The organism is Staphylococcus sp. EG-SA-18, assembly GCF_017151825.1.
Classification (GTDB): domain Bacteria; phylum Bacillota; class Bacilli; order Staphylococcales; family Staphylococcaceae; genus Staphylococcus; species Staphylococcus aureus.
In genome coordinates this window covers 25,383-40,105 of record NZ_JACYVY010000033.1, presented here as the reverse complement: position 1 = coordinate 40,105, position 14,723 = coordinate 25,383, and the positions used below count along the sequence as shown (strand labels likewise).

Below are 14,723 nucleotides of genomic sequence, written 5' to 3'. Positions count from 1 at the left end.
ATAAAAATAACATCCTACACATTATCTTTACACATTTTTTACATTACTTTACATATAAATAAAATACTTCTTATATTTCCTTCTATCATTTGCATGACTTACTCTGGGACAACGAAATAAACTTTTTGAAAATATCATTTCTATGCCACTACCTATGCATGAGTTTTACTCATTTATTCCTAAGCTTATGTACACAATCGCTTTGTCTAATGTGTAAGAAACACTATATAATCAATCATTAGTTACTCTTTATTATTTCTATCCTGTTGCCAACTTCAATTCATTTAAAAAGGCGAACCTAGCAATTAAAGTTGCTAGACTCACCTATTTTTATTTTGCTTATTTTAAATTTTTAATCAATTCATCTGCAAATGCTGATGTAGAAACTTCTTCAGCACCATCCATTAAACGGGCAAAGTCATAAGTAACAACTTTTGAAGCAATTGTATCTTCAATTGAATCTGTAATCTTATCTGCCGCTTCTTGCCATCCTAAATGTTCTAACATTAATACAGAACTTAAAATTACTGAAGATGGATTCACTTTATTTAAACCTGCATATTTTGGAGCTGTACCATGTGTTGCTTCAAAAATAGCATGACCTGTTTCATAATTAATGTTTGCACCTGGCGCAATACCAATACCACCAACTTGTGCAGCTAAAGCATCTGAAATATAGTCACCATTCAAGTTCATAGTTGCTACAACATCATGCTCAGCTGGACGAGTTAAAATTTGTTGTAAGAAAATGTCAGCAATAGAATCTTTAATGATAATCTTGCCTTCTTTTTCAGCTTTTTCTTGAGCAGCATTAGCAGCATCTCTGCCTTCTTTTTCAACAATTTCGTCATATTGTTGCCAAGTGAATACTTGATCACCAAATTCAGATAATGCTAAATCGTAACCCCACTGCTTAAATGAGCCTTCTGTAAATTTCATAATATTACCTTTATGAACTAAAGTAACTGATTTACGGTTATTATCGATAGCATATTGTATAGCTGCTCTAACTAATCGCTCAGTTCCTTCTTTAGAAACTGGTTTAATACCAATACCTGAAGTTTCTGGGAATCGAATATTTGTCGCACCCATTTCGTTTTGTAAGAAGTCAATTACCTTTTTAACTTCTGTTGTACCTTCTTTAAATTCAATACCAGCATAAATGTCTTCAGTATTTTCACGGAAAATAACCATATCAACATCTTGTGGACGTTTAACAGGTGATGGTACTCCTTTAAACCAACGTACCGGTCTTAAACAAGTAAATAAATCTAATTCTTGGCGTAAAGCCACATTTAATGATCTAATACCACCACCAATTGGTGTTGTTAAAGGTCCTTTAACAGCAATTAAATATTCTTTAATTGTATCAAGTGTTTCTTGAGGTAACCATTCACCAGTTGTATCAAATGCTTTTTGGCCAGCTAGCACTTCTTTCCATTCAATGCGTTTTTCGCCATTATAGGCTTTCTCAACAGCAGCATCTATAACTCGGCTTGCTGCCTTCCAAATATCCGGTCCAATTCCATCACCGATAATAAATGGGATAATTGGTTCATTAGGTACGTTTAATCCTTCAGTTCCTTGAGTAATTTTTTCTGCAGTCATAGTTATTTTACCTCCAAATTTTACATCTTCATTTTTAATTTGTATTGATTATTTTCTTTCTTCAAGCGGGATATACTTACGATTCGTTTCGCCAATATATTTCGCTCTAGGACGCATAATTCTATTATCTTTATATTGTTCTAAAATATGAGCAATCCATCCTGCAGAACGACTTACAGCAAAGATTGGCGTGAATAAGTCATGAGGTATTTCCATACAGTGATAAACACTCGCACTATAAAAATCAACATTAGGAATTAATCCTTTTTCTTCTGCCATACGTTTTTCCATTTTCACTGACATTTCAAATAATTCTTCACGACCAGCGTCTTTCGTAATTTGACGGCTCATTTCTCTTAAATATTTCGCTCTAGGATCACCATCTTTATATACACGATGACCGAAGCCCATTACTTTATCTTTATTAGCAAATTTTTCATCTAAGTAAGCATCAACATTTTCAATTGACCCAATCTCAGATAACATCGTCATAACTTGTTCGTTTGCACCACCATGTAATGGCCCTTTCAGAGAACCTACAGCTGCTACAATACCTGAGTACATATCTGACAATGATGATACCGCACAACGTGCTGTAAATGCAGATGCGTTCAACTCATGATCAGCGTGTAAAATAAGTGCTTTATTGAAGGCTTCTACTTCTATATCTGTTGGTAATTCCCCACGTAACATATATAGGAAGTTTGCCGCATAACTTAAGTCAGGATTAGGCTTAAGTGGTTCTTTATCTTGTCTTACTCGAGCAAACGCTGTAACTAATGATGCTACTTTAGCCTGTATACGCATTGCTCTTTCATAACGATTTTCATCTGATTCATTTTCAGCATCAGGATCAAAATGTGCAATATATGATAATGACGTACGTAATGCTGTCATTGGATGCACGTGATCTGTAACATACTCCTCAAAATGTGTATACACACGAGGATTTAATGTCATGTATTGATTTAATTTCCCTTTTAGATGAGCAAGCTCTTCTTCGTTTGGCAATCTATAGTTCCATAATAGGAAAATAACTTCTTCAAATTGCGCATTTTCAGCTAGATCATCAATATCATAGCCGGCATAAGTCAATTGACTTTCAATAATTGAACTTATTTTAGTCTCCGCTGCGATAACCCCTTCTAAACCTCTTTGTAATTCTGCCATGATAAATTTCCCCTTTACTGTTTCTTTATGAAATGGCTTTCAACTAATATTATAGCTAAACGCATTTCGTTTGTGAAATATAAAAACTGGCATTATATGTGCAACAATTTTTTTGTAAATCTATGTAAATGTCACAGAATAGCCACAAATAGCACCATTAAAGCTTTTTCAAGATGTGAATAATCCATGAATTTTACAATAGAATTAAATTTTCAATTGGTTATTATATATGATTATAAAAACCAAAGTATATTAACATGGAATTTTACACATTTTTACCGAAAATAATTGTATATATCTCAATATAAGTGCATAATAAACATATCTATATTTAAGGGAGATGTATTATGGCTGAAAAATTACAAAGGGAACTGAGCAATCGCCACATACAATTAATTGCAATTGGCGGTGCAATTGGTACAGGCTTATTCTTAGGTGCTGGTCAAACGATTGCATTAACCGGCCCTTCAATTCTATTAACATACATCATTATAGGATTTATGTTATTTATGTTTATGCGAGGTTTAGGAGAAATCATTATACAGAATACTGAATTTAAATCTTTCGCAGATGTAACCAATACATATATTGGGCCTTTTGCAGGATTTGTTACCGGATGGACATACTGGTTCTGTTGGATTATTACAGGTATGGCTGAAGTAACGGCTGTGGCAAAATATGTTAGCTTTTGGTTCCCAGAAATTCCAAACTGGATAAGTGCACTATTTTGTGTACTGTTATTAATGTCATTCAACCTACTTAGCGCAAGACTTTTCGGAGAATTAGAATTTTGGTTCTCTATCATTAAAATAGCGACAATTATTGGTTTAATAGTAGTTGGTTTCGTCATGATTCTATTTGCATTTAAAACTCAATTCGGGCATGCCAGTTTCACAAATTTATATGAACACGGCATATTCGCTAAAGGTGCTTCTGGATTCTTTATGTCTTTCCAAATGGCACTATTCTCATTTGTAGGAATTGAAATGATTGGTGTTACAGCTGGGGAAACAAAAGATCCAGTTAAAACAATTCCAAAAGCAATTAACAGTGTACCCATTAGAATTTTAATATTTTACGTTGGGGCGTTAGCGGTTATCATGTCTATTATCCCTTGGCAGCAAGTTGATCCTGATAACAGTCCATTCGTAAAATTATTCGCATTGATCGGTATTCCGTTTGCTGCGGGCTTGATTAATTTTGTAGTATTAACCGCTGCTGCTTCATCATGTAATAGTGGTATATTCTCAAATAGCCGTATGCTTTTCGGTTTATCAAGTCAACAACAAGCACCTCCGAACTTTTCTAAGACGAATAAATATGGCGTTCCACATGTTGCAATCTTTGCTTCATCAGCATTATTACTTGTGGCAGCATTACTAAACTATATTTTCCCAGATGCGACAAAAGTATTTACGTATGTGACTACCATCTCTACAGTGTTATTTTTAGTTGTATGGGGTCTGATTATCATTGCATATATCAATTATAGTCGTAAAAACCCAGATCTACATAAAAATGCTACGTACAAACTATTAGGTGGTAAATATATGGGCTACTTAATATTTGTATTCTTCATTTTTGTGTTCGGGTTATTATTTATTAATGTTGATACAAGACGTGCAATTTATTTTATTCCGATTTGGTTTATACTTTTAGCATTTATGTACTTAAGATATAAACGTATCGCTGCTAAATCAAATAAATAACAACAAGTTTTACCCCTGTTGAATATACTAAAGTTCAACAGGGGTTTTTATATGCAACTTATAATATTAAATTGCGTACTTGGCTCAAAACTTTTACTTTCTCATCTATTTAATAATGTATCATTTCAGAAATACATCCATACTTCTATTTTATAATAAATTTCCAAAGTAATATGAGTGAAAGTTTGAAGGTGATAATGTACATGTATAAAAGATATAAACATTTATATAGATTGCCATTCATACACTATCATTATCAAATAACCTATTAATTACGTCATAAAATACCAGATGAACCAAAAAACGCCTTTCCATTGTTGATAAATGGAAAGACGTTTTTTTATAAATTATAGTACGTTTGCATATCCTTCAAAGATTTTACCTTGAGCAGCATCAATCGTAACTAACATGTTATTGCTTATGTTTTTAACAGCTTTTTCTACACCTACAACTGTTGGAATACCTTTTTCTAAACCAACAATTGCACTTGGTGATGTAATACCATTTTCTTCTGTAATTAAGCCTAAAGCTTTTTCTACATAAGGTACAAACGTTTCATCGATTGAGTTAGTAACGATAACTTTGTCAGATAAATCTTTACCTTCTAAATCTTTAACAGTTTCAGCAACTAACGTAGTACCAACAACTGATCCACGTCCAATACCTTGACCATTAGCAATTTCGTCACCAACTAGGTGGATTTTCATCATATTAGTAGTTCCAGTTTCACCAGTTGGTACACCAGCAGTAATAATGATTAAATCACCATTAGATACTCTACCAGTTTCAACAGCTGTTGCAACTGCATTGTTTAACAATGCATCTGTACTCTTACGTCCTTTTTTAACTACAGGTTGAACTCCCCAAACAATTGAACATTGACGTGCAGTTTCTTCACTTGGAGTCACTGCAATAATGTCTGAATGCGGACGATATTTAGAGATAGTACGTGCCGTTGAACCACTTTCAGTAGCAGCTACAATTGCTTTAACATTTAAGTTTAAAGCTGTATGTGCAACCGAAATACCGATAGCATTCACTAATGAAGTTTCAACTAATTTAGTACGATCTGACAATAACTTTTTGTAATCTTGGGCTGCTTCAGCTGATACAGCAATATTTCTCATTGTTTTAACAGCTTCTTCAGGATATAAACCAGCAGCAGTTTCACCAGATAACATTACTGCATCTGTACCATCATAGATTGCGTTGGCAACGTCACTAGCTTCTGCACGTGTAGCACGTGGGTTACGTTGCATAGAATCTAACATTTGTGTAGCTGTAATAACTGGTTTACCTAATTTGTTACATTGTCTGATTAAATCTTTTTGAACCATTGGTACTTTTTCAGGTGGAATTTCAACACCCATGTCACCACGTGCAACCATTAAACCATCAGACACTTCAAGAATTTCCGCAATATTATCAATACCTTCTTGGTTTTCAATTTTAGGGAATACTGAAATGTTAGCTTTTTGTTCTTCTAAAATTTCACGAATTTCTAAAACATCACTAGGACGACGTACGAAACTTGCTGCAATGAAGTCAACATTTTCTTTAATACCGAAACGGATATCTTCAGCATCTTTTTCTGTAATACCAGGTAAACTTACTCTTACGCCAGGTAAGTTAACACCTTTTTTGTTTTTAAGCTCACCAGAGTTTAAAATATCACATTTAACTTCTTTTTTAGCATGGTCAATATCTTTAACTTGTAATTCAATTAAGCCATCATCAAGTAAAATGTATGAACCTACTTGAACATCGTTAATTAAGTTTTCATATGTTACTGAGAACTTTTCAGGTGTTCCTTCAACTTCATTCATGCTAACAATAACTTCGTTACCACGTTCAAGTTCAATGATACCGTCTTTCATATTATGCGTACGAATTTCTGGACCTTTTGTATCTAATAAAATTGCTACAATTTTGTCTAATCTTTTAGCTACTTTACGAATTGTATCAATTCTACCTTTATGCTCTTCATGACTACCATGTGAAAAGTTTAATCGTGCAACGTTCATACCAGCATTGATTAATTTCTCAATCATTTCTTCTGATTCTGAAGCTGGTCCAATTGTACATACAATTTTAGTTTTTCTCATTTTATAATTCCTCCTGAAATCTTATATAGATAACTTGTTAGCAAGTTCATATAGACTATAATCAAATTTATGATCTTTACCATCAAAAATTTCATCAAAAGATGTTGCTACAATTTTATTGTTCTTAATTCCAACACCCTTAGCTGTTTCACCTTGCATTAATAAGTCTACCGCATATCCACCTAAACGTGATGCTAAAACTCTATCCGCACCTGTTGGGCTACCACCACGTTGAACGTGACCTAACACAGACACTCTATTATCAACATTGATGTATTGTGATAATTCTTTTTGACAATCTTGCGCAGTCATACAACCTTCTGCTACAAGAACGATTGAGTGTTTCTTACCACGTTTAATACCTTGTTCAATTTTATCAGCTATTTCTTTAATATCTGTTTTCACTTCTGGAACTACAATTGTCTCAGCACCAACTGATAATCCAGCCCATAATGCTAGATCTCCACAATCACGGCCCATTGCTTCAATGATAAATGTTCGTGCGTGACTTGACGCAGTGTCTCTAATTTTGTCGACTAAGCCAATAATCGTATTTAATGCTGTGTCAAATCCAATTGTAAAATCAGTACCATTGATATCATTGTCAATCGTACCAGGAATACCGATAGTTTGAATTTCTTTGCATTCCTCACTGATGCGTTGTGCACCGCGATAACTACCGTCACCACCAATAACTACAAGGCCCTCAATCCCTCTTTTACGTAAGTTTTCGATTGCAACTTTACGTACTTCTTGCTCCTTAAACTCTGGACATCTTGCTGAATACAAGAATGTACCTCCACGCTGAATCGTATCCCCAACTGATCCTAATTCAAGTTTATGAATATCATCATTTAACAATCCTTGGTAACCATGATACACACCATAAACTTCAATTTCATTGTAAATTGCTGTACGAACAACTGCTCTTACGGCAGCATTCATTCCAGGTGAATCTCCACCACTAGTTAAAACTGCAATTTTCTTCATGACGACATACCTTTCTATAACTGATTTATCTTTAACTCTAAATTACCACAAATTGATATGTCATTCCATCAAAACTAATGTATTGAATTGATGTAAACGTTTTAAATATTGAATTTTATTTTAACTTAATTAAAAAAAGATTAGTAGCCACAATTTTGACTACTAATCTTAGTTAAAATTCAGTATCTAAATATTAAATTATTGTTTTAATGTACTTCAATTTATGGTAAAACCCAGTATCGATTTAACATAAAAATGCTCAAGTTGATTATTCTATATAAGAACCGATATTTCTGAATTTTTCAAAGCGATCATTAGCAATTTCATCACGTGATAATGACTCAAGTGAATCTAACTGTGCAACAAACGCTGATTTAATAGCTAAAGCTTGCTGTTCAATATCTTTATGTGCACCGCCAAGTGGTTCAGAAATGACATCATCTATAATACCTAATTGCTTAATATCATGGGCAGTAATTTTCATTGTTTCAGCTGCAATTTTAGCCAAATTACTGTCTTTCCATAATAATGCCGCTGCACCTTCAGGAGATATAACAGAGTAAGTACTATTCTCTAACATCAATACTTTATTGGCAATACCAATACCTAGAGCACCTCCACTGCCACCTTCACCAATGACAATCGCAATAACTGGTACTTTTAGTGAAGCCATCTCAATCAAATTTGTTGCGATAGATTCACTTTGTCCACGTTCTTCCGCAGCTTTACCAGGATATGCACCTTTTGTATCTATAAATGTAAAGATAGGACGATTGAATTTTTCAGCTTGTTTCATTAAACGTAATGCTTTTCGATAACCTTCTGGATGCGCCATACCAAAATTTCGATAAATATTATCTTTTGTATCTTTTCCACGTTGTTGTCCAATAACTGTAACAGCACGACCATTTAAAAAGCCAATACCACCAATCATTGCTGGATCATCTCTAAAATTACGATCACCATGTAGTTCCATAAACGAATCAAAGATATATGGAATATAATCTAGGGTCGTAGGTCTTTCTTGCAAACGCGCAATTTGCACACGATCCCATGGTTTTAGATTTGTATATATTTTTTTAGTTTCTCGTTCCAATGACGCTTCAAGCATGTCAATTTCTTCTTGTAAATCCACATCATTTTTATCTTGAGATTCTTTTAAAGATTCAATTTTATTTCGAATTTCAAAAAGTGGTTTTTCAAAATCTAACATTATTTAGTCACCTCTTGATGGATTTTTAGAATTTCAGACAATGTTTGACGCATATTATTACGATGTACAACTTTATCCAATTGTCCATGCTCTAATAAAAATTCTGCAGTTTGGAAATCATCTGGCAATTTTTCGTTTATTGTCTGTTCAATAACTCGACGACCTGCAAAACCTATCAACGCTTTTGGCTCACTTAAATTTATATCACCAACTGATGCAAAACTTGCAGATACACCACCAGTAGTTGGATGTGTTAAATATGATATATATAATAGTCCAGCGTCAGAATGACGTTTTAAAGATACACTGGTTTTACCCATTTGCATCAAGGAAATAATACCTTCTTGCATACGTGCACCACCACTTGCAGAGAAAAGAATAAATGGTAAACGGTTCTCAGTGCAGTAATCAATGATGCGACATATCTTTTCACCGATAACCGATCCCATACTTCCCATTCTAAAACGTGAATCCATGACAGCAACGCCAAATTTCATACCATCTAGTTGCGCTGTACCAGTCACAACTGCTTCTTTAAGACCTGTCTTTTGTTGGTCCTTTTCAATTTTTTCTAAATAACTTGGAAAATCTAATGGATTCGCAGAGGTCATTCCCTTATCGAATTCTGTAAATGATCCTTCATCAGAAATTGCTTCTATACGTTTATACGCAGTTAAAGCAATATGATGATCACAATTAAAGCACACATTTAAATTTTCAGCTAATTCTTTTGTGTACATAATTTTCTTACACTTTGGACACTTAGTCATAATACCTGCAGGCACATCATTATTTTTAGAGTCTTGTACTGTAAGATATTTCTTTTTCTTTGTTCGATTAAAAAAATCTTTAAACATAGGAAAACCTCCAAATAACCTCTGTTCTAACCATTTAGAGCCTTAAACTGAACTTGACCAGTTAAAAACGGGTTTAAATTTATTTGATTTATATTCGTTTGACTGTTGAATGTTTATCATAAACTTTCATTTTCATCATTTTAATGACTCTTTATTGCTAACTTTTAAGCAATTTAATTAAACGTTAATTATTTTTATTGTAAATCTGTAAGTTTCATTGTTTTATCATACACATCTTGCGGATCAACTTCAATCCTAGCTACTCCAGATTCCATTGCCGCTTTAGCAACATTACGAGCAACTGATGGCGCTACACGTTTATCAAACGGTCCTGGGATACAGTAGTCTTCATTTAATTCAGAACTATCGATTAAATCAGCAATCGCTTCTACAGCTGCCTTTTTCATTTCTTCATTTATATGTGTAGCTTCAACCTCTAATGCACCTCTAAAAATACCAGGGAAAGCTAATACATTATTAATTTGGTTAGGATAGTCTGAACGTCCTGTACCAACAACTCGTGCACCTGCCGCTTTGGCATCATCAGGTATTATTTCAGGATTTGGATTAGCCATTGCAAATATAATTGGATTATCTGCCATACTCTTAACCATATCTTGTGACAGCGCATTAGCTACAGAAACTCCGATAAATACATCTGCGTCTTTTACGACTTCTTCTAAAGACCCTTCAATCTTATCTTTATTTGTCCATTTAGCTACAACATCTTTCGTAGGATTCATACCATATGAACGTCCTTCAAAAATTGCGCCTCTTGAGTCACACATAACCATATTTCTTACACCATACGCGTATAGTAATTTAACAATGGCTATTCCTGCTGCACCAGCACCATTTAGTACAACTTTTATTTTAGCAATATCTTTGTTAACAACTCTCAATGCATTTACCAAACCTGCCATTGTTACAATTGCTGTACCATGTTGATCGTCATGGAATACCGGAATATTAGTTTCTTTTTTCAATCGTTCTTCAATTTCAAAACAACGTGGTGCCGAAATATCCTCTAAATTAATACCACCATAATTAGGTTCTAACAACTTAACTGTTTTAATGATTTCTTCGGTATCAGTTGTATTTAACGCAATAGGCACCCCATTGATACCAGCGAAGCTTTTGAATAATACTGCTTTACCTTCCATTACAGGAATACTTGCTTCAGGTCCAATGTTACCTAAACCTAATACCGCTGTTCCATCAGTAATAACTGCAACTGTATTTCCTTTAATTGTGTAATCATATACTTTTCTTTTATCTTCATAAATATCTTTACACGGTTCAGCAACGCCAGGTGAGTATGCTAAACTTAATTCCTCTTTATTAGTAACTTTTACATTTGGTTTAACTTCTAATTTACCTTGATTACGTTTGTGCATTTCCAATGCTTCATCTCTTAATGACATGAAATCAGCCCCTAATTCAATATTTATTTTTAAAAAATAACTTGGATAAAACGCATTACATTATAAAAGTAAAAATATTGGGTAAATCTGAATGAGTAAGAATTTATGGTTTTGATTATGTAACACAAATAGCGATAAACGATAATAAAATAATATTTATAAAGATACATTAAACCATACTATCTAAAGATATACCTTTAATTATTATAATGGATAGCAAAAACCAATATATCAAAAAGTTATTATTTTTCCGCACGATATATCGACAAAATTCTTTACTCAATTTATGTATACTGCTTTTTGTGCTAATTATTCTTATGGATTAATCAATAATGTAAAGTGAAACTCATAAAAATAATAAGCATAAAAAACTAATATAAACGCAAACTGATGGTTAGAAAATATCTAACCATCAGTTTACTATATCATAATTTATTAGTTGATAAAAGTTATATAAGCCTAATATCACTAGGGTTAAAGGATTGTATAAAATTATTAAACATACTATCTTTTTGATTAATATAGCCTAAAGTAGTCATTTGTTTAATCGTTTCATCATAAAAGGATAACACAACATCATTAGCATTCTCTTTCGTAGCTTTAATCATCTCTTCAAACATATCTATTTGTGATTTATTTCTAATTATAATTTGTTTGGCAAATGCTAATTTTTGTTCTTCAAAAGTGGCTAATGTCTGAATCTCATTTATAATTAGTTGACGTTGTTGCTTTCTATGGTCAAATTTCCCGCTAACTATAAACAAGTCATTATGTGATAACAACTCTTCGTACTTTTTAAACTGATTAGGGAAAATCACACCATCTAAAGTTTCAATGCCATCATTTAATGTGACGAATGCCATATTTTGACCATTTTTAGTTCGAATTTGTTTAACTTTATCAAACTGTACTAATATAGGTTTATTATTCTGCGCGTTACTCAATTTAAATATCGTTAAATATTGTTTGGCAACAAACTTTTTATCTACTGGGTGTTGCGAAACATAAAATCCTAAATATTCTTTTTCGTACTGACTAATAAGTGCATCAGGCAATTCTTCTTTATCTTCATACATCTGTTTTGGCGTTAAAATATCAAATAAAAAACCATCTTGTTCAATGTTTAAATCGCCATCCAACACTTGATCAATAGCTTGCAACAACGTTGAACGTGTTTTACCAAAAGCATCAAACGCTCCCACTAAAATCAGTGCTTCAAGTAACTTTCTCGTTTTGACTCTCTTCGGTATACGTCTAGCAAAATCAAAGAAATCTTTAAATTTGCCGTTCTGATAACGTTCATCAACAATCACTTTCACACTTTGATAACCAACACCTTTAATTGTACCAATTGATAAATAAATGCCTTCTTGGGAAGGTTTATAAAACCAATGACTTTCGTTAATGTTCGGTGGCAATATAGTGATACCTTGTTTTTTTGCTTCTTCTATCATTTGAGCAGTTTTCTTCTCACTTCCAATAACATTACTTAAAATATTTGCGTAAAAATAATTTGGATAATGGACTTTTAAAAAGCTCATAATGTATGCAATTTTAGAATAGCTGACAGCATGTGCTCTAGGAAAACCATAATCTGCAAATTTCAGAATCAAATCAAATATTTGCTTACTAATGTCTTCGTGATAACCATTTTGCTTTGCACCTTCTATAAAATGTTGACGCTCACTTTCAAGAACAGCTCTATTTTTTTTACTCATTGCTCTTCTTAAAATATCCGCTTCACCATAACTGAAGTTTGCAAATGTGCTCGCTATTTGCATAATTTGCTCTTGATAAATAATAACACCGTAAGTATTTTTTAATATCGGTTCTAAATGCGGATGTAAATATTGAACTTTGCTTGGATCATGTCTTCTTGTAATGTAAGTTGGAATTTCTTCCATTGGACCTGGTCTATACAAAGAAGTTACAGCCACAATATCTTCAAAGTGTTCCGGCTTTAATTTTTTTAATACACTTCTTACACCGTCAGACTCTAATTGGAATATGCCAGTCGTATCTCCTTGCGACAACAATTCAAACACTTTTTGATCATCGAACGGAATCTTTTCGATATCAATATTAATACCTAAATCTTTTTTGACTTGTGTTAAGATTTGATGAATAATCGATAAGTTTCTCAAACCTAGAAAATCTATTTTTAATAACCCAATACGTTCGGCTTCAGTCATTGTCCATTGCGTTAATAATCCTGTATCCCCTTTCGTTAAAGGGGCATATTCATATAATGGATGGTCATTAATAATAATTCCTGCCGCATGTGTAGATGTATGTCTTGGTAAACCTTCTAACTTTTTACAAATACTGAACCAGCGTTCATGTCGATGGTTTCGATGTACAAACTTTTTAAAATCGTCAATTTGATATGCTTCATCAAGTGTAATTCCTAATTTATGTGGGATTAAACTTGAAATTTCATTTAATGTAACTTCATCAAACCCCATAATTCTTCCAACATCTCTAGCAACTGCTCTTGCAAGCAGATGACCGAAAGTCACAATTCCAGATACATGTAGCTCGCCATATTTTTCTTGGACGTACTGAATGACCCTTTCTCGGCGTGTATCTTCAAAGTCAATATCAATATCAGGCATTGTTACACGTTCTGGGTTTAAAAAACGTTCAAATAATAGATTGAATTTAATAGGATCAATCGTTGTAATTCCCAATAAATAACTGACCAGTGAGCCAGCTGAAGAACCACGACCAGGACCTACCATCACATCATTCGTTTTCGCATAATGGATTAAATCACTTACTATTAAGAAATAATCTTCAAAACCCATATTAGTAATAACTTTATACTCATATTTCAATCGCTCTAAATAGACGTCATAATTAAGTTCTAATTTTTTCAATTGTGTAACTAAGACACGCCACAAATATTTTTTAGCTGATTCATCATTAGGTGTCTCATATTGAGGAAGTAGAGATTGATGATATTTTAATTCTGCATCACACTTTTGAGCTATAACATCAACCTGCGTTAAATATTCTTGGTTAATATCTAATTGATTAATTTCCTTTTCAGTTAAAAAATGTGCACCAAAATCTTCTTGATCATGAATTAAGTCTAATTTTGTATTGTCTCTAATAGCTGCTAATGCAGAAATCGTATCGGCATCTTGACGTGTTTGGTAACAAACATTTTGAATCCAAACATGTTTTCTACCTTGAATCGAAATACTAAGGTGGTCCATATATGTGTCATTATGGGTTTCAAACACTTGTACAATATCACGATGTTGATCACCGACTTTTTTAAAAATGATAATCATATTGTTAGAAAATCGTTTTAATAATTCAAACGACACATGTTCTAATGCATTCATTTTTATTTCCGATGATAGTTGATACAAATCTTTTAATCCATCATTATTTTTAGCTAGAACAACTGTTTCGACTGTATTTAATCCATTTGTCACATATATTGTCATACCAAAAATCGGTTTAATGTTATTTGCTATACATGCATCATAAAATTTAGGAAAACCATACAATACATTGGTGTCAGTTATGGCAAGTGCATCAACATTTTCAGACACAGCAAGTCTTACGGCATCTTCTATTTTTAAGCTTGAATTTAACAAATCATAAGCCGTATGAATATTTAAATATGCCACCAT

At 33.0% G+C, this 14,723-nt stretch carries 9 protein-coding genes; 1 reads left to right on the top strand and 8 read right to left on the bottom strand.

Going from position 1 to position 14,723, the window contains the following annotated elements:
• Positions 1–339: 339 nt before the first annotated feature.
• Together icd and IDG66_RS08635 are read right to left on the bottom strand one after the other, a co-directional pair.
• A complete protein-coding gene (gene icd / locus IDG66_RS08640) occupies positions 340–1,608 on the bottom strand; it encodes an NADP-dependent isocitrate dehydrogenase (RefSeq protein ID WP_000123164.1) in 1,269 nt (422 codons plus the stop codon).
• A 48-nt stretch (positions 1,609–1,656) separates the two neighbouring features.
• Complete coding sequence (locus IDG66_RS08635; RefSeq protein WP_000829167.1) at positions 1,657–2,778, bottom strand: citrate synthase; 1,122 nt, start codon at positions 2,776–2,778, stop codon at positions 1,657–1,659.
• Between the two features lie 347 nt (positions 2,779–3,125).
• Between IDG66_RS08635 and IDG66_RS08630 the strand changes: the two genes are divergently transcribed.
• The gene (locus IDG66_RS08630; RefSeq protein WP_000818525.1) at positions 3,126–4,487 is read left to right on the top strand and encodes an amino acid permease; all 1,362 of its coding nucleotides are present in this window, start codon (positions 3,126–3,128) and stop codon (positions 4,485–4,487) included.
• Positions 4,488–4,834: 347 nt separating this feature from the next.
• Here IDG66_RS08630 and pyk read toward each other — a convergent pair whose 3' ends face one another.
• From pyk to IDG66_RS08600, 6 genes are all read right to left on the bottom strand, one after another.
• Positions 4,835–6,592: a pyruvate kinase gene (pyk, locus tag IDG66_RS08625; protein WP_001232648.1), complete on the bottom strand. Its 1,758-nt coding sequence runs from the start codon at positions 6,590–6,592 to the stop codon at positions 4,835–4,837.
• A gap of 21 nt (positions 6,593–6,613) precedes the next feature.
• On the bottom strand, positions 6,614–7,582 hold the full coding sequence (gene pfkA, locus IDG66_RS08620; RefSeq protein WP_000717561.1) for a 6-phosphofructokinase: 969 nt from the start codon (positions 7,580–7,582) through the stop codon (positions 6,614–6,616).
• Between the two features lie 268 nt (positions 7,583–7,850).
• Positions 7,851–8,795: an acetyl-CoA carboxylase carboxyltransferase subunit alpha gene (locus IDG66_RS08615; protein ID WP_000883645.1), complete on the bottom strand. Its 945-nt coding sequence runs from the start codon at positions 8,793–8,795 to the stop codon at positions 7,851–7,853.
• Positions 8,795–9,652: an acetyl-CoA carboxylase, carboxyltransferase subunit beta gene (gene accD, locus IDG66_RS08610; RefSeq protein WP_000471572.1), complete on the bottom strand. Its 858-nt coding sequence runs from the start codon at positions 9,650–9,652 to the stop codon at positions 8,795–8,797. The genes IDG66_RS08615 and accD overlap by 1 nt, the downstream gene beginning before the upstream one ends.
• A 194-nt stretch (positions 9,653–9,846) precedes the next feature.
• Entirely contained in the window at positions 9,847–11,076 is a 1,230-nt protein-coding gene (gene ystJ / locus IDG66_RS08605; RefSeq protein ID WP_000058389.1) for an NADP-dependent malic enzyme, read from the bottom strand.
• Positions 11,077–11,525: 449 nt separating this feature from the next.
• Entirely contained in the window at positions 11,526–14,723 is a 3,198-nt protein-coding gene (locus IDG66_RS08600) for a DNA polymerase III subunit alpha (protein WP_000226910.1), read from the bottom strand.